The 18135-nt window shown below is 60.2% G+C and carries 11 protein-coding genes, 1 tRNA gene and 2 rRNA genes; 9 read left to right on the plus strand and 5 right to left on the minus strand.

The window, feature by feature from the left end:
- The first annotated feature begins 37 nt into the window (after positions 1-37).
- The 6 genes from PR017_RS12940 (at position 38) to PR017_RS12965 (ending at position 7638) form a co-directional block, all read left to right on the plus strand.
- The gene (locus PR017_RS12940) at positions 38-2395 is read left to right on the plus strand and encodes an FdhF/YdeP family oxidoreductase (protein ID WP_111218995.1); all 2358 of its coding nucleotides are present in this window, start codon (positions 38-40) and stop codon (positions 2393-2395) included.
- Positions 2396-2597: 202 nt separating this feature from the next.
- Entirely contained in the window at positions 2598-3434 is an 837-nt protein-coding gene (locus PR017_RS12945; protein ID WP_111218997.1) for a metallophosphoesterase family protein, read from the plus strand.
- Positions 3431-4594: an ABC transporter ATP-binding protein gene (locus PR017_RS12950; protein ID WP_111218999.1), complete on the plus strand. Its 1164-nt coding sequence runs from the start codon at positions 3431-3433 to the stop codon at positions 4592-4594. The genes PR017_RS12945 and PR017_RS12950 overlap by 4 nt, the downstream gene beginning before the upstream one ends.
- Positions 4587-5513, plus strand: a complete 927-nt coding sequence (locus PR017_RS12955) for a carbohydrate ABC transporter permease (protein ID WP_111219001.1) — start codon at positions 4587-4589, stop codon at positions 5511-5513. The genes PR017_RS12950 and PR017_RS12955 overlap by 8 nt, the downstream gene beginning before the upstream one ends.
- Positions 5510-6346: a carbohydrate ABC transporter permease gene (locus tag PR017_RS12960; protein WP_111219003.1), complete on the plus strand. Its 837-nt coding sequence runs from the start codon at positions 5510-5512 to the stop codon at positions 6344-6346. Before PR017_RS12955 ends, PR017_RS12960 begins: the two co-directional genes overlap by 4 nt.
- Positions 6347-6372: 26 nt before the next feature.
- Positions 6373-7638 carry an ABC transporter substrate-binding protein gene (locus PR017_RS12965; protein WP_111219005.1) on the plus strand — a complete coding sequence of 422 codons (1266 nt, stop codon included), beginning with the start codon at positions 6373-6375 and terminating at the stop codon, positions 7636-7638.
- Between the two features lie 367 nt (positions 7639-8005).
- On the opposite strand, the gene PR017_RS12970 is transcribed toward PR017_RS12965, so the two are convergent.
- Positions 8006-9592, minus strand: a complete 1587-nt coding sequence (locus PR017_RS12970) for an aldehyde dehydrogenase (NADP(+)) (RefSeq protein WP_111219009.1) — start codon at positions 9590-9592, stop codon at positions 8006-8008.
- Between the two features lie 240 nt (positions 9593-9832).
- On the opposite strand from PR017_RS12970, the gene PR017_RS12975 reads away from it, so the two are divergent.
- Complete coding sequence (locus tag PR017_RS12975; RefSeq protein WP_111219011.1) at positions 9833-11344, plus strand: cyclic nucleotide-binding domain-containing protein; 1512 nt, start codon at positions 9833-9835, stop codon at positions 11342-11344.
- Between the two features lie 178 nt (positions 11345-11522).
- Here PR017_RS12975 and PR017_RS12980 read toward each other — a convergent pair whose 3' ends face one another.
- Complete coding sequence (locus PR017_RS12980) at positions 11523-12032, minus strand: Dps family protein (RefSeq protein WP_111219013.1); 510 nt, start codon at positions 12030-12032, stop codon at positions 11523-11525.
- 317 nt (positions 12033-12349) lie between these two features.
- On the opposite strand from PR017_RS12980, the gene zwf reads away from it, so the two are divergent.
- On the plus strand, positions 12350-13942 hold the full coding sequence (gene zwf / locus PR017_RS12985) for a glucose-6-phosphate dehydrogenase (RefSeq protein ID WP_425069998.1): 1593 nt from the start codon (positions 12350-12352) through the stop codon (positions 13940-13942).
- A gap of 128 nt (positions 13943-14070) precedes the next feature.
- Complete coding sequence (locus PR017_RS12990) at positions 14071-14205, plus strand: hypothetical protein (RefSeq protein ID WP_275113019.1); 135 nt, start codon at positions 14071-14073, stop codon at positions 14203-14205.
- A gap of 99 nt (positions 14206-14304) precedes the next feature.
- Here PR017_RS12990 and PR017_RS12995 read toward each other — a convergent pair.
- The 3 genes from PR017_RS12995 to PR017_RS13005 all read right to left on the minus strand — a co-directional run bounded on the left by PR017_RS12995 (position 14305) and on the right by PR017_RS13005 (position 17648).
- A tRNA-Met gene (locus PR017_RS12995) sits at positions 14305-14381 on the minus strand.
- A gap of 122 nt (positions 14382-14503) precedes the next feature.
- Positions 14504-14618: ribosomal RNA gene (rrf, locus tag PR017_RS13000) — 5S ribosomal RNA — on the minus strand.
- Between the two features lie 188 nt (positions 14619-14806).
- Positions 14807-17648, minus strand: a 23S ribosomal RNA gene (locus PR017_RS13005).
- Positions 17649-18135: the final 487 nt, after the last annotated feature.

The following is an 18135-nucleotide window of genomic DNA, read 5'->3' on the forward strand; positions in this document are numbered from 1 at the left end:
GTTACGAAACGCGGCCTTGTGCAAGCAGGAGATGATAATGTCCGACACTCCGAAAATCGAACCGAACGATGCTCCGGCTGGCGGATGGGGATCGGTCCGATCGCTGGCCCATCAGGCGCGGGAAAACGGCCAGCCGCTCAGCGTGGTTGCCGGTCTCGCCAAGCAGAACAAGACCGATGGCTTTGCCTGCGTCAGCTGCGCCTGGGCAAAGCCCGCCAAGCCGCACCCGGCCGAGTTCTGCGAAAATGGCGCCAAGGCGACATTCTGGGAACTGGCCGCTGCGCGTGCAAACCCGGATTTCTTCGCACGGCACACGGTCACCGAATTGCGCGGCTGGAGCGACTACGATCTCGAAAACGCCGGCCGGCTGATGCAGCCGATGCGATACGATGCCGCGAGCGACCACTATGTTCCCGTTTCTTGGGACGAGGCCTTTTCAGCCATCGGCCGCGAACTGAAGGCAATCCGTACAGTCGATCCCAACAAGGTCGTGTTCTATGCCTCCGGCCGGGCCTCGCTGGAAACATCCTACATGTATCAGCTGATGGCTCGGGTTTACGGCACCAACAACCTGCCTGACAGCTCCAACATGTGCCACGAATCCACCTCTGTCGCACTTCCGGAGAGCATCGGGATTCCAGTCGGAACGGTGCGGCTGGACGACTTCGAGACGGCGGAAGCCTTCCTTTTCTTTGGCCACAACACAGGCTCCAATGCGCCGCGCATGCTGCACCAGCTGCAGGAAGCAGTGCAGCGAGGCGCCGAGATCGTCACCTTCAATCCGCTGAAGGAACGTGGCCTCGAGCGCTTCGTCAATCCGCAAAACCCGATCCAGATGGCCACCAACCACGCCACCGAGATCAGCAGCCAGTATCACCAGGTCAAGGCAGGTGGCGACATTGCCGCTATAGCCGGCATCTGCAAGGCACTGCTGGCAACCGACGACGCCGACCTCGCATCCGGCGGGAACGGCGTCCTCGACCGTGAATTTCTGGCAGAACACACCCACGGCGCCGAGGAATTCATCGACTACGTCAGGTCTCAGGATTGGGACGTCCTCGTTCGGGAATCCGGCCTGCCAATTGCAGCAATGGTCCAGGCAGCGGATACCTACAGTCGCGCCAAATCCGTGATCGGCATCTACGGCATGGGACTGACCCAGCACAAGCTTGGCGTCCAAGCGGTCCAGATGCTGGTCAACCTGCTCCTGCTGCGCGGCAATATCGGCCGGCCCGGCGCCGGCATCTGCCCCGTGCGCGGCCACTCTAATGTCCAGGGCCAGCGTACGGTCGGCATTTCGGAAAAGACCAAGCTGGTCCCGCTGGACAGGCTGAAGGAACTCTACCACTTCGAACCACCTCGCGAGGATGGACTAACCACCGTCGATGCCTGCCAGTCCATCATCGAGGGCGATGTCGATGGCTTCATCGGCCTCGGTGGCAATTTCCTTCGCGCCGTGCCGGAACGGGAACTGATGGAGGAGCGCTGGCCGGCCATGCGCCTGACAGTGCAGATCGCCACCCGGCTTAACCGCGGTCAGCTGTTCAACGGCAGCGTCTCCTACCTCCTGCCGTGCCTCGGCAGAACCGAGATCGACGAGCAGGCAAGCGGTCCGCAGGCCGTCAGCGTCGAGGACAGCACGTCCTGCATCCACGGGTCCAGGGGTTTTCACGCTCCGGCGGGCCCCGGTCTCTATTCCGAGACAAAAATCGTTGCAGGGATCGCCAAGGCCAGCCTGCCCGACAATCCGGACATCCCATGGGACACCTGGGTCGACGACTACGCCATGATACGCGACGCCATCGAGGCCACCTACCCAAAGATATTCAAGGATTTCAACAAGCGGCTGTTCAACCCCGGCGGCTTTGAAAAGCCGCTCGCCGCCCGCGAGCGCGATTGGCAGACGGACACGGGCAAGGCAAATTTCAAGGTACCAACCGCGCTGTCGGCAAGCTTCGCAGAGGACCACGTCGACATCTTCCGGCTGATGACATTGCGCAGCAACGACCAGTTCAACACGACTGTCTATGGCTACAGCGACCGCTTTCGCGGCGTCGAAGGCACCCGCATGGTGATTTTCCTCAACGCAGCGGACATGCAGAGGCTCGGCATTGCCAAGGACGAGACTGTGTCGTTGGTGACAGCTGCAGATGACGATATCGTCCGCCGGCTGGATGGCCTGAGGGCTGTGCCGTACAGCATCCCGGAAGGATGCTGCGGCGCCTATTACCCAGAGTGCAACTCGTTGATACCGCTCTGGCAACATGCCGAGAAGAGCAAGGTGCCCGCCGCAAAATCTGTCCCTGTGTACATCCTGAAGGACGGAAGCAAGCTTGAGCCAATGCCACTCTACAGCCGGATCGTAACGAGCCAGCCGGTCGGCATCGAGACGTAACGGCGAGCGATCCGAGCTTGCCGAAAGGCAATCCGAGAAGCCACAGCAGGACGTTTCACGACAACTCGGCGAAACCTTAAATGGTCGTGAGGCTGTTATTCAACTGACATGAGCGAGCACTAGAGAGAGCGGCAAGAAGCGCCGGCCTCCTCTGGAGCGCCGCTCACCGAAGGCGCTTCCATCTTTATTTCGGAGACGCCGCATGAAAATCATCCAGATTACCGACACCCATGTCAGCCCCGGAAAGCCGCATTTTAACGGCAACTGGGAGCCGCTGGCACGCTGGATCAACGACAGCGGCGCCGATCTTGTCATCCACACCGGCGACCTCAGCGTCGACGGCGCCGACAAGGACGAGGATCTCGTCTTCTCTATGGATCTGATGCGGCAGGTCTCCGCACCGATGCTGATCCTCCCCGGCAATCATGACGTCGGCCATCTCCCGGGTTCGCCCCAGCCCGTCAATGCCGAGCGGCTTGCCCGCTGGCGTCGTCTCGTTGGCCCCGACCGCTGGGTTGAAGATCGAGGCAACTGGCGCCTGATCGGCCTCAACAGCCAGTTGATGGGCTTTGAGGATGGCGAAGACGAAGCTCAGTTCGAATGGCTGGAAACAACGCTTGCCAGCAGGGGCGACCGCCGCGTCGCCATCTTCGCCCACAAACCGCTGTTCGTCGATACGCCGGACGAAGGCGACACCGGCTACTGGAGCGTCCGACCGAACCAGCGACAGCGCCTCTACAATCTGATCGCCGCCCATGATGTTGCGCTGTTTGGCAGCGGTCATCTACACTGGGCCTGGAAGGGCGGCTTCAGCACCACCGCCACCGTCTGGGCGCCACCGGCTGCCTTCATCCTTGACAAGATGGAACGGGAAATGCCGGGCGAACGCTTTGTCGGCGCCGCTATCCACACTTTTGCCGATGACGTCACCACCGAGCTTGTCGCCGTTCCCGGCATGACCGCCTATTTTCTCGACGATGTCGTCGAGGAGGTCTATCCCCAGGCAGCCCACAAGGTCGTCCGGGATGCGGCCCAATGAGCGCCCTCTCCCTTTCCGGCATTACCAAATCCTTCGGTGATACCGCCATCCTCAAGGGCGTCAGCCTCGAGGTCGAGCCGGGCGAGTTCATTGCGCTGGTCGGCCCTTCCGGCTGCGGCAAGAGCACGCTTCTGCGCATCCTCGCAGGCCTCGATCATGCCGATAGCGGCGAGATCGTCATAGGCGGCAAGGAAATGTCCGGCACGGCGGCGGCCGACCGTAACATCGCCATGGTCTTCCAGTCCTACGCCCTCTATCCCCACCTGACCGCTGGCCAGAACATCGCGGTACCGCTTGCCATGCGCCGGCTGTCTCGCAGCCAGCGCCTGCCTTTCATCGGCAATTTCATGCCCGGCCAGCGCAGCACGCGAAAGACGATCCAAGGCGACGTCGCCGAAATGGCGCGTTCGTTGAAGATCGACCACTTGCTCGACCGCAAGCCTGGCCAGATGTCCGGAGGTCAAAGGCAGCGCGTCGCACTCGCCCGCGCCATGGTCCGCCAGCCCAGCGTCTTCCTGATGGATGAGCCGCTGTCCAACCTCGACGCCAACCTGCGCGTCCATGCCCGCGGCGAGATCGTCGATCTCCACCGCCGCGCCGGCGTGCCGACGGTTTACGTCACCCATGACCAGGCCGAGGCCCTGTCTATGGCCGACCGCGTCGCCGTCATGATCGGCGGCAACTTGCTGCAGCTTGCAACGCCGCAGGTCATCTATGACGACCCGGCTCATGTCGACGTTGCCCGCTTCGTCGGCCAGCCGCGCATTAATCTGGTACCGGCGCTGGCCGAGAACGGCATCGTCTCGTTCGGCGGCATCCGCATGACGCTCGCCGACGACAGCGTCGATGGCACCGACGTCACCATCGGCATTCGCCCCGAGTTCGTGCGCCTGTCGGACGTCGGCAAGGATGCGCTTTCCGCCCGTGTCGAGCGCGTCGAATTCCTCGGCTCAGAGGTCATCGTCTACTGCAAGCTCGACGCCATCGGCGAAATCATGATCGCCAAGCTGACGCCGGCCGAAGCATCCGGCATTGCCGTCGGCAAGCCGGTGGGGATGATCCTCTCGCCCGACCGGGCAATGGTCTTTGCCGCCGATGGAAAACGCCTCGCCGCCGCTCACGTCAGCGTCGACGCAGTGCGGGAGCACGCCCATGGCTAGCATCGCCTTCGACGCCGTTCCCGCAAGGAGGACGGCCGACATCCACGCCCGCAACGAAGCGCGCACCGCCTGGCTGCTCGCCTCGCCGGCCATCGTCCTGATGGTCGTCTTCGTGCTCTTGCCGGTGATTGCCGTCATCGGTCTCGGCTTTACCAATTTCGAACTCGGCATCGACAAGTTCCGGTTTGTCGGCCTGGACAACTACGCCCACCTCTTCAGCGACCGCACCTTCAAGAAATCGTTGTGGAATACGACGGTCTACACGGCCATCGTCGCGCCGGTCTCCATCATCCTCGGCCTTGGCGTAGCGCTTCTGATCGAGAGCGAGACGACGGCGCGCAGTTTCTTCCGCACCGCCTATTTCCTGCCGGTCGCCTCGCTGATCGTCGCCATGGCGACCGTCTGGCAATATCTGTTCCATCCGACTATCGGCCCGATCAACGCCATGCTGGCCATGGTCGGCATCCCGGGACCGAACTGGCTGGGCTCTGCCGGCACGGTTCTGTACAGCCTGTCGATCATCGGCGTCTGGCAATCCGTCGGCTTCAACATGGTGCTGTTTCTGGCTGGTCTCACCGCCATCCCGCGCGAGCTCTATGCCGCCGCCGAAGTCGACGGCGCACGCTCGGCGATTGATCGGTTCCGGCTTGTCACCTGGCCGATGCTGGCGCCGACGACGCTGTTCGTCACCACCATCAGCATCATCAACGCCGTCAAGGTGTTTGAGACGGTACAGACGCTGACCGAAGGCGGCCCAAACCGGGCGTCGGAAGTCCTGCTCTTCACCATCTATCACGAAGGTTTCGTCTACCTGCATGTCGGCTATGCGTCGGCAATGACCGTCGTCTTCCTCATCATCCTGATGGTGCTCACCTTCCTGCAGTACAACGTCCTAGACAAGCGGGTGCACTACTCATGAGCACAGCCACCTTCAACACCGGCCGCGCCATCCGCCTGACCGTGCTATCGCTCGGCGCGCTGATCTTCCTGTCGCCCTACATCTTCATGCTGTCGGCGGCCGGCAAGACGCAGAGCGAGATCTTCACCTCGGCGCTGTCGCTGATACCGCAGACCTTCTATTACGTCGCCAACTTCACCAAGGCCTTCAGCCGGGTGCCGATGGGCACGCTGTTGTGGAACGGCGTTCTTGTCTGCGGCCTGATCTTCTTTTTTCAGGTCATCGTGGCAATTCCCTGCGCCTATGCCATGGCCAAATTGAAGTTCCGTGCGGCGAAATTGATGATGGCGATGGTCATGCTCGGGCTGCTGGTGCCGATCCATGCGACGGCCCTGCCGCTTTACGTCGCCTTCGACAGCGCCTCGCTGCTCAACAGCTACACCGCGCTGGTGGCGCCGTTCTCGATTTCGGTCTTTGCGATCTTCATGTTCCTGCAGTTCTTCCGCGCCATGCCGGACGACCTGATCCATGCAGCCCGCCTCGATGGCATGTCGGAGATCGGCATCGTCGCCCGGGTCATCGTGCCCAATGCCTGGCCGGCCGTGACAGCCTTCGCGATCTTCTCGGTGGTCGCCCACTGGAACGATCTTTACTGGCCGCTTATCGTCATCAGCAAGCAGGGCTTTGCCACGCCGCCGCTCGGCCTGATGTATTTCCGCGCCGCAGAAGCCGGCGATGACTACGGCGCTCTGATGGCGGCCACCATGGTCATAACCCTTCCCCTCGTTGCCGCCTTCCTGCTCGCGCAAAAGCGCTTCGTCGAGGGAATTACCATGACCGGTCTCAAAGGCTGACCGGTCGTCAAACAGGAGAACGCTCGATGAAACATTTCACCAAGCTCGTTGCCGCCGCTGCCATCGCGATGGCCGTGTCGGTGCCGGCCTACGCCGAAACCACGCTGACGGTGCATTACCCGATGCCCGGCTTCTTCAAGGACGTGATGGACACGATCTCGAAGAAGTTCATGGAAGAAAACCCTGATATCAAGATCCAGTTCGCCAGCCCGTCGGCTACCTATGAGGACGGCATCCAGACCATCCTGCGCCAGGCCGGCACTGACGCCATGCCCGACGTCACCTTCATCGGCCTCAACCGCCTGCGCATGATCTCGGAGCGCAACGTTGCCCTCGACGTCGGACCGCTGGTCAAGAAGGACGGCAACATGGCCGAGGAAGGGTTTTCGGACACGATCCTGAAGCTCGCTCAGGTCAACGGCAAGCAGCTCGGCCTCGCCTTCGCCACGTCAACGCCGATCATGTACTACAACGCCGACCTGGTGAAGGCTGCCGGCGGCAATCCGGACGTCCCACCGACCACCTGGGACGAAGTCATCGCTCTCGGCGGCAAGATCAAGGCGCTCGGCAACGGCGTCGACGGTATCGATTTTCGCTGGCAGGGCGACGACTGGATGTTCTCGGCCCTCTTGTTCGGCAACGGCGGCACGATGCTGAACGCCGACGAGACGAAGGTCGCATTCAACGGTCCTGAAGGCCTGAAGGCTGCCGAAACCCTGCAGCGCATGGTCAAGGAAGGCGGCCTGCCCGTCTTCACCAAGTCCGCTGGCGAACAGGCCTTTGCCGCTGGCAAGGTCGGCTTCGAATTCCAGACGACCGGCGCACTGCGCAACACCATCAAGAATGTCGGCACTAAGTTCGACCTGCGCACCGCCAAGCTGCCTTTGCTTGATCCGGCCAAGGGCCACCTGCCGACCGGCGGCAACGCCGTCGTCATTCTCGCCAAGGACCCGGTCAAGCAGGAAGCCGCCTGGAAGTTCGCCAAGTTCGCCGCCGGCCCCTACGGCGCCTCGGTTGTCGTTCCCGGCACCGGCTACGTTCCGAACAACGAGCTGGCCGCCAAGTCCGACAAATATCTTGGACAGTTCTACAAGCAGAACCCGCTGTTCCAGGCCGGCCTCAACCAGATGTCCCTGATGATCCCCTGGTACGCCTTCCCCGGCTCCAACGGCGTCAAGGTCACCCAGACCATCGTCGACAACCTGTCGCGTGTCGTCGACGGTTCGGCCGAGCCAAAGGCCGCCCTCGATGACGCTGCCGCCGACGTCGAAGGCATGCTGCCCCGCAGCTAAGCCACACAGGCTATGGCATGATCAGCGCCGTCTTCCGAAAGGGAGGCGGCGTCTTTGTTTGAGCAGCCTTCGGGCTATGCGGCAGCCCCCCTCTGTCGGCCGGGCCGACATCTCCCCCACAAGGGGGGATATCAAGTCGCCGCGCCAGCCGACCAAAACAATGGCCTCGCGGAATCCGCCATGTCGAAGCCTGTGAGGCAGGCAATGGCGCTCCAGCCAATCTCCCCCCTTGTGGGGGAGATGCCCGACAGGGCAGAGGGGGGTGGCGCCCCCGGAAACGGGCTGACCCGCAACCAGCCAAGCCCCAGAACAAAAAAAGCCGCCGTCCTTCCAGACAGCGGCTTCAAATTTACACTAAGCCAGAGGCTTACTTCCCAGCGCGCACGCCGTCGAGCAGGTGTGGCAGCGTCTTCACGCCGTCGTTGCTGAGTTCCGGCGGCAGCAGGCCATCCGGGAGGTCCTGGTAGGAGACCGGGCGCAGGTAGCGGCGGATGGCCATGGTGCCGACCGAGGTGGTGCGGCTGTCCGAGGTGGCCGGGAACGGGCCGCCATGCACCATGGCATGGCTGACTTCGACGCCCGTTGGCCATCCATTGGCGAGAATGCGACCAACCTTGCGCTCGAGCACCGGCAGCAGCTTGCGCGCATCGTCATGGTCGGCGGGGTCGAGATGCAGCGTTGCCGTCAGCTGGCCTTCCAGCTTCTCGGCAATTGTCACCATCTGCGCCACGTCCTTGCAATGGACAAGCAGGCTGGCAGCACCGAAAACTTCGTTGCCGAGGCTTTCGTCTGCCATGAAGTGCTCGGCGTCGGTCTCGAAGAAGATCGCCGGGCTGCGGTTGGCGCCGTCGGCGGCCTTGCCATGGGCGACCGTCTTGACGGCCTCGTTGCCGGCAAAGGCAGCGACGCCCTTGTCATAAGCAGCGTGGATGCCGGGGGTCAGCATCGGGGCAGGTACGCTTTCGGTAAGCGTACCGGTGGCAGCAGCGATGAAGGTGTCGAGGTCAGGGCCGTCGACCGCAAACATCAGGCCCGGGTTGGTGCAGAACTGGCCGGCACCCATGGTCAGTGAGCCGACGAAAGCCTTGCCGAGCGCTTCGGCGCGGGCGGCAAGGGCTGCCGGCAGCAGATAGACCGGGTTGACGCTGCTCATTTCAGCATAGACCGGGATTGGCTCCGGACGAGCTGCAGCAATGGCTGCAAGCGCCAGGCCACCGGCACGCGAACCGGTAAAGCCGACTGCCTTGATGTGCGGGTTCTTCACGAGCGCAGCACCGGTTTCATTGGCACCAGTGACCAGCGAGAATACGCCTTCCGGCAGACCGCAGGAGGAGACGGCAGCGCGGATGGCGCGTCCGACGAGTTCACCGGTGCCGGGATGGGCAAGATGGCCCTTGACGACGACCGGGCAACCGGCGGCAAGTGCCGATGCCGTGTCACCACCGGCGACCGAGAAGGCGAGCGGAAAGTTGCTGGCACCGAACACGGCGACCGGGCCGAGCGGGATCTGGCGCAGTCGCAGGTCAGGGCGCGGCAGAGGCTGGCGCTCAGGCAGGGCCGGATCGACGCGCAGGTCGAGCCATTCGCCCGCACGCACGACGGACGCAAAGAGGCGCAGCTGGCCGACGGTGCGGCCACGCTCGCCGGTGAGGCGCGCGAGCGGCAGGCCGGTTTCGGCATGCGCACGCTCGAGCAGCTGGTCGCCGATCTCAAGGATGTTGGCAGCAATGGTTTCAAGGAAGACGGCGCGGGCTTCAAGGCTCACGGAACGGTATGTGTCGAGAGCCGCCGCTGCCAGATCACAGGCACGATCGACATCGGCAACGCTGGCGACAGCGAAAGCCGGTTCCATGTTTTCGCCGGTAGCAGGATTGATGGCGCGCACGGTTCTATTGTCGCCGGTGGAGTCGGCGCCGATCAGAAGGTCGCCCTTGATGTCGAATGCCTGGGTCATGAAATTTCCTCGAGTGTTTGGAGGACGCCGCGAAATGCGCCCGGAAGCCGGATATCAATATCGGATGACAGCTATAAGATGATGGCCCGCGCTGCAAGTTCAAGTCGCGCATCGGGGTAAGTCATCGTCGACGATCGCGTGGCGTCAGGGATGGAACTGTGCCGGCGTTCGTGCGACTGTAACGCCCGCTCAGCCTCGGCCGCGCACCTCGTTTCTTTCCGCGTAGACGATTGGTCCCTCATGACGTTTGAAGATATTGCCAATCCTGTCGTCCAGTTCTGCTTCGTCATGATCGTCGGTTTTGTTGTCAGCCGTATCCTGCTGCGCCGCCGCCAAGTCTGGCGCCTGGTCGCGCAGATCGCACTTTTCATCCTGCTGACAGTGGTGTTGATCCACAACGACATCGTACCCTATGAAAAGGCAGCACTTGAAACCTCGACCTCGGTAACGCTGCGCATCTTCACGACCTTCGCCAAGATCGTATGGTGGATCAATGGGGCCTGGACGCTGGTCGCCTTTGTCCGCGTCTTCCTGATATTCGAGCGCAAGCCACGCGAGGGCCGGCTGCTGCAGGACCTCGTCGTCGGCGTCATCTATATGAGCGCCGGCCTCTCCATCGTCGCCGACGTCTTCGGTGTCCCCGTCGGCACGCTGCTCGCCACGTCGGGCGTATTCGCCATCATCCTCGGCCTCGCACTGCAGAGCACGTTGAACGACCTGTTTTCAGGGATCGCTCTCAACCTCGGCCGGCCCTATTCGGTCGGTGACTGGGTGGTGCTCGACGACGGGATGCAGGGAAAGGTGATCGAGACCAACTGGCGGGCCACCTACCTGTTGAACGGAACCAACGGTCTGATCGTCATTCCGAACAGCGCCCTGGCCAAGGCGCGTCTGACAAACCTGTCGAGCCCCGATGAACAGCACGGCGTTACCATCACGGTTCGCCTGGTACCGACGACGGCCCCCAAGTTCATGGCAGAGGTCATGCGAAACGTCCTGCTCAGCAGCAATTCTATCCTCGCAAACCCGGCACCGTCGGTTTCCATAGATGCGCTGGACAGCCAGGCCGTACAGCTCGGCCTCTCCTTCAGCGTCAAGAACATCGCCGTGACGACCACGGCCAAGAACGAAATCTTCGACCTGATCTACCGCCACGTCAAATCCTCCGGCTACCGGATGGCACCGCCGGTGGGCAGCGGCATCTACGGCGATGCGGAGGCCTTGGCGGATACGGACAAGGTCCACAAGATTAGCACTCCGCTCAGCCTGCTCAGCAACATCCCGCTATTTGCGCCGTTGACCCCGGAGGAAAAGGAGGCCCTTGCAGGCCAGATGACCCGGCGGACCTATCGCAAGGACACTGTCATCGCCGCCCAGGACAGCCAGCTATCCGCACTGATGATCGTGCGGACCGGCGTCGTCAGCATCACGCGCAGCGAGGACGGCCGCGAGATCGAGCTGACCCGGCTCGCGCCTGGCGACTGCTTCGGCGAAGGTGGCGTGTTGATGGGAGCAAACGAAGTCGGCAGCATCCGAGCGCTGACATTCGTCGTCATCTACGAACTCGGCCAGGAACACCTGTCGCCCTTATTGAAGGACAGGCCGATGATTGCCGAGGAGCTCGGCCAGATCATGTCGCAGCGTATCGATGCTGAAAAACACCTTTTCGCCGGCGGAAGCGCTATCGGCAATGCACAGGGCGGGTCTCTCGCAACCCGCATCCGCAACCTGTTCCAGCTTCCGCATGATTAGGCACTGAAGCGGCTTTGCCATTCGGTATTTCAATTGCCCTGAGGCCTGTGGAAGAATAACGGAAAGGTCTGCCGTTCAGTCCTTCCAACGCAAAACGCCCGGCACTCATTGCCGGGCGCGCACCTGCGATACGGCCATTGAGGAGCGGCCAGATGCCCGCCGCCCTGGATGCCCCTGATCAGTTCTGGCCGCGGGTCGCCTCGAACAGGAACCATGCGCGACGCTCTGCAAAATCAGTCCAGGTGTCAATGACGCCGCTGGTGCCGTTGTCCTTGGCATCGTCGGCAAGTTCCTTGGCCTGTCGAAGAGTTTCCACCAGCGAGAGATTGTCGGCATGCAGTTCCTTCAGCATCGCAACCGGTCCAACGAACTCGGCATCGTTGTCCGATAGTGACTGGTGCCGCGCGATGTCGCCGACAGAGCGCAGCGTGGTCGCGCCGATCTTGCGGACGCGCTCTGCTATGTCGTCGGTCGTGCCGATGATCTGGGCAGCCTGCTCGTCGAGCATCAGGTGATAATCGCGGAAATGTGGGCCTGACATATGCCAGTGGAAATTCTTGGTCTTCATATACAGCGCGAAGGTGTCCGCGAGGATACCGTTCAGCGCATCGGCGACCTTCGTCTTGTCGTTACGGCCGAGATCGGTAGGGGTTGCGAGAGCTGCTGAGGATGGACTGTTCTTGGTCATGATCTTCCTCTGATATCTTTGGCGCGGGCCAACGCCCGCATCGGTAAATCTGTCATGTTTTTATGCCCGGATGTGGCTCGGCGTTTACGCAAAGGCAAGCGCCGGCTTGCCGCTTTCATTCCGGCTGGGCACGCCGATAAGCACGCGAAAGGACAAAAGGTTCCTTGAGCTTGAGGCTATATCGTCTTGACCGCTGCCGCAACAATGCCAGCTTTGCAACGCATGCCATGCTGGCACCGGAAAGGCCTTGCAGGCCTTCGACGAAACGATCACAACGAAGCTGCCACCTCCGATTTCCAATCCCCAAGGAATTGCCGATGTCTGCAACTGCGCCCGAGATACTGGCCGCCATGGCCGATGAGACACGCACCACACCTGCGCCGGCCGACCCCTGCGCCATGGTCCTGTTCGGCGCCGGTGGCGACCTGACCCGCCGCCTGGTCATTCCGGCGCTTTATAATCTGCTGTTGTCGAAGACCCTGCCGGACAAATTCGCACTGATCGGCGTCGACCTCGCCGATGGCAACGTCGAGAGCTGGGCCAAACGCCTGCGCGAAATGCTGGAAACTTTCATCGGCAACCGATCCTCGGACTTCGACATCACCGCCATCGACGAGGCCGCATGGACGACGCTGGTGTCGAAAATGGTCTATATCCAGGGCGACCTGACCAAGCCGGAGCTTTATGTCGAGATCGGCAAGGCGCTGGATGCCGCCAAGTCCGGTCATGACACCCAGGGCAACGCCATCTTCTATCTGGCAGTCGCCGGCCAGTTTTTCGGCACCGTCATCGATCAGCTGGGTGCGGCCGGCCTCGTGGCCCAATCCGAGGGATCGGATGGCAGGTCGAAGTTCTGGAGACGGGTCGTCATCGAAAAGCCCTTCGGCCACGATCTCGCCTCTTCGCAGGCCCTGAACGCGCAGATCCTGAAGGTCCTGACGGAGGACCAGATCTATCGTATCGACCATTTCCTCGGGAAGGAAACGGTGCAGAACATCATGGCCTTCCGCTTTGCCAATGGCTTTTTCGAGCGCATCTGGAACCGCGATGCCATCGAGCAGGTGCAGATCACCGTGACGGAGACCGTTGGGGTCGAAACGCGCGGCAAATTCTACGAAAACACTGGTGCCCTGCGCGACATGGTCCCGAACCATCTCTTTACCTTGCTGTCGATGGTGGCAATGGAACCACCGACCTCCTTCGACGCCGCCTCCATCCGCTCGAAGAAGGCGGAAGTGGTGGAAGCCATCCGTCCGTGCCAGCCATCGGACGCCGTGCGCGGCCAGTACGATGCCGGTTCGGTTTTGGGCAAGACGGCCGTCCCCTACCGGTCCGAGGCCAATGTCGATCCGGCCTCCAATGTCGAGACCTATGTCGCCATGCAGCTGTCGATCGATAATCCGCGCTGGGAAGGTGTGCCTTTCTATGTGCGCACCGGCAAGCACCTGACCGAGCGGCGCACCGAGATAGCCATCTCCTTCAAGGCAGCCCCCGGCCAGCCGTTCCACAAGGAGGGCGAGGCCCCGCAGCCAAACTGGCTGGTGCTGCGTACAGCACCCGACGAAGGCATATTTCTGTCCCTGCAGGTCAAGCAGCCCGGCCCGGAAATGGCGCTTGCCAATGTCGGCATGCTGTTTCGCTACGACGACTGGTTCGCCGATTTCCCGAATGTCGGCTATGAGACGCTCATCTATGACGTAATGGTGGGCGACGCCACGCTGTTCATGCGCGCCGACATGGTCGAGCAGGCCTGGCGGGTCGTCCAGCCGTTGCAGGACGCCTGGGCGAAAGAAGAGCCGTCCTTCCCGAACTACGCCTCGGGCAGCGCCGGCCCGCAGGCATCCGACGATCTCCTCGCCCGCGCCGGCCACGCCTGGCGGACGCTGAAGCCCTACGCTCCGAAGACCTGAAACAACCATCGTAAGCAAACCCCGGGAGGCCGGTACTGGCCTCCCCCGCCTACTCCATGAAACGATATTGCTCTCGAGGGAACGTTCCCCGCGGCATTCCGTTGTCCCACAATTGGAAGGATGTGGCCATGGAATCTCGATTTGGACAACGCCTGATGATGACCCTGATGGTCATCGGCTTCATCATGTCGGCAGCCTACGCCCTCAGCAGCTCCCGCCACCACAAGGACGCAGCCACAGCCGACGCGCCCGCCGCAAACTGATCATTCGCATGAGACCTGTCGCACCCCGAACGCAAGATGGCCCGCGGTCGTTATGACTGCGGGCTTGGTGGTGCTGGGCTGGTTTATGTTTGATTGGTTTGGTTGCGGGGGCAGGATTTGAACCTGCGGCCTTCAGGTTATGAGCCTGACGAGCTACCGGGCTGCTCCACCCCGCGGAATGTGACGTTGGCATTTGCCGTTGTCTGTTTGCGTTATGCAAACGGTATTGATTGTTGGTTTTTGGAACGACGTTGTGTGGTTATGCGATTGTGAATGAGAATTATGTTGCGTTTTGCAGACCTGGCAGCGACCGACTCTCCCGCGTCTTAAGACGGAGTACCATAGGCGCAGGGGCATTTCACGGCCGTGTTCGGAATGGGAACGGGTGCAGGTGCCCCGCCATGACCACCAGGTCGGCAAAGCGCAACATTTGAGAAGCTGGTGCAGGGCTATGCCCTGCTTTTCTTGAGTTTATGTGAACACGTTTGGCGTCGGTCCGGACAACCGCGAAGCGGTTGCCGGGTTGTACGCAAAAGCTACGCTTTCGCTCTGTCGGGACAAGTGCTTTGCACTTGCCCTGAGATGAGCACAAGCAATGAGAACGATCAAGCCAGTCGAGCTATTAGTACCGGTAAGCTTCATGCATTGCTGCACGTCCACACCCGGCCTATCAACGTGGTCGTCTTCCACGGCTCTGATAGGGAACACTCGTTTTCAGGTTGGTTTCCCGCTTAGATGCTTTCAGCGGTTATCCATTCCATATTTAGCTACCCTGCTATGCCCTTGGCAGGACAACAGGTCCACCAGAGATATGTCCATCCCGGTCCTCTCGTACTAGGGACAGATCCTGTCAATATTCCTACACCCACGGCAGATAGGGACCGAACTGTCTCACGACGTTCTGAACCCAGCTCACGTACCGCTTTAATTGGCGAACAGCCAAACCCTTGGGACCTGCTCCAGCCCCAGGATGCGATGAGCCGACATCGAGGTGCCAAACAACCCCGTCGATATGGACTCTTGGGGGTCATCAGCCTGTTATCCCCGGCGTACCTTTTATCCGTTGAGCGATGGCCCTTCCACGCGGGACCACCGGATCACTATGACCGACTTTCGTCTCTGCTCGACTTGTCAGTCTCGCAGTCAGGCGGGCTTATGCCATTGCACTCGACGACCGATTTCCGACCGGTCTGAGCCCACCATCGCGCGCCTCCGTTACTCTTTCGGAGGCGACCGCCCCAGTCAAACTACCCACCATACACTGTCCCGGATCCGGATAACGGACCGCGGTTAGACATCCATGACGATAAGGGTGGTATTTCAAGGATGGCTCCACAGAAACTGGCGTCCCTGCTTCAAAGCCTACCACCTATCCTACACATGCCGACACGAATGCCAGTGTAAAGCTATAGTAAAGGTGCACGGGGTCTTTCCGTCTGACCGCAGGAACCCCGCATCTTCACGGGGAATTCAATTTCACTGAGTCTATGTTGGAGACAGCGGGGAAGTCGTTACGCCATTCGTGCAGGTCGGAACTTACCCGACAAGGAATTTCGCTACCTTAGGACCGTTATAGTTACGGCCGCCGTTTACTGGGGCTTCAGTTCAGAGCTTGCACCCCTCCCTTTAACCTTCCAGCACCGGGCAGGCGTCAGACCCTATACGTCGTCTTGCGACTTCGCAGAGCCCTGTGTTTTTGGTAAACAGTCGCTACCCCCTGGTCTGTGCCACCCCACAAGAGTTGCCTCGAGTGGGGCCACGCTTCTTCCGAAGTTACGCGTGCAATTTGCCGAGTTCCTTCAACATAGTTCTCTCAAGCGCCTTGGTATGCTCTACCTGACCACCTGTGTCGGTTTCGGGTACGGTCTATACGGTGGAGCTATTTCCTGGAACCGCTTCCCTGCACAATCAATCCAATAAGATCGTACAAGTTACGCAATCCGTCACTACCACCAGGCCCACGATTATTAACGTGGTTCCCATCGACTACGCGTGTCCGCCTCGTCTTAGGGGCCGGCTAACCCTGCTCAGATTAACTTTAAGCAGGAACCCTTGGTCTTTCGGCGAGGGGGTCTCTCACCCCCTTTATCGTTACTCATGTCAACATTCGCACTTCCGATACCTCCAGGAGCCCTCACGGGTCTCCCTTCACAGGCTTACGGAACGCTCCGCTACCACTGGCAAACTCGCTAGAGTTTTGCCAATCCTCAGCTTCGGTGCATGGCTTCAGCCCCGTTACATTTTCGGCGCAAAGACCCTTGACTAGACCAGTGAGCTGTTACGCTTTCTTTAAATGATGGCTGCTTCTAAGCCAACATCCTGGTTGTTTTGGGATCCTCACATCCTTTCCCACTTAGCCATGACTTGGGGACCTTAGCTGGAGGTTAGGGTTGTTGCCCTTTTCACGACGGACGTTAGCACCCGCCGTGTGTCTGCCTGATAGTACTCCCCGGTATTCGGAGTTTGGTTAGGATCAGTAAGACGGTGAGTCCCCATAGCCCATCCAGTGCTCTACCCCCGGGGGTATTCGTCAGACGCTCTACCTAAATAGATTTCGCGGAGAACCAGCTATTTCCGAGTTTGATTGGCCTTTCACCCCTAGCCACAAGTCATCCCAATCTATTGCAACAGATGCGGGTTCGGTCCTCCAGTTGGTGTTACCCAACCTTCAACCTGCTCATGGCTAGATCACTCGGTTTCGGGTCTAATGCAACTAACTATATCGCCCTATTCAGACTCGCTTTCGCTTCGCCTACACCTACCGGCTTAAGCTTGCTAGTTACACTAAGTCGTTGACCCATTATACAAAAGGTACGCGGTCACCCTTTCGGGCTCCCACTGTTTGTAGGCATCCGGTTTCAGGTTCTATTTCACTCCCCTTGTCGGGGTGCTTTTCACCTTTCCCTCACGGTACTTGTTCGCTATCGGTCATGCACGAGTACTTAGGCTTGGATCGTGGTCGACCCATGTTCAGACAGGATTTCTCGTGTCCCGCCCTACTCTAGGACATTGAATGTATCTACGTGTAAGGGGCTGTCACCCGCTACGGCCAAGCTTTCCAGCTTGTTCCACTTTAACATTCAATGCCACTGGCCTGGTCCGCGTTCGCTCGCCACTACTTGCGGAGTCTCGGTTGATGTCCTTTCCTGCAGGTACTTAGATGTTTCAGTTCCCTGCGTTCGCTTCTTACACCCTATGTATTCAGGGTAAGATACCTTATTATCAATGCTTGGAAACCTGAACCGCCAAAACCGCCAGCCTGATTTTCATCAGACCAACGCACAGCAGAACAGATTTCCCAAGCATTTAAGGTGGGTTTCCCCATTCGGAGGTCCATGGATCAAAGCTTATTCGCAGCTCCCCACGGCTTATCGCAGCGTATCACGTCCTTCATCGCCTGTGCATGCCAAGGCATCCACCAAATGCCCTTATATCACTTAATCGTTCTCATTGCCTATGCTCATCACTAGTCGACGTCCCGAAGGGACGCGACGGACAGGATTACCTTTTACAATCCAGTCCAGGTCATGATGCCATAAACGTGTTCGATGCAACCCTATACGCTGGCACGCCGGTGCACAGCAGGGTCACATCTTTAAGACCAGCTTCTCGAGATAAGTCCGATGATGCGCGGTCAGGCAACACCAATCCAGTCCGTCCCGTCAGAGACGATCTTGCGATCGTCAACAACAGACAAACCATCGAACAAGCTCCCTTCCTACCTCCAGCCCCTCCACAATCTCCAGCCGGCTAGGCCATCGAAAGTCTCTTAGCGAGCGTCCCAAGGGACGCCGCAGTCAGAACTGGGCTCGGACGTCAGATCCGACCTTTCGGTCAAACCAAACACCTGGAAGCTTCCAGACTTATCTTCTCTTCACAATGTAGGCAGAACACGCATCGGCTCGTAAGCTGACGCAAAACTCGTTTTTT

Source organism: Rhizobium tumorigenes (genome assembly GCF_003240565.2).
GTDB lineage: Bacteria > Pseudomonadota > Alphaproteobacteria > Rhizobiales > Rhizobiaceae > Rhizobium > Rhizobium tumorigenes.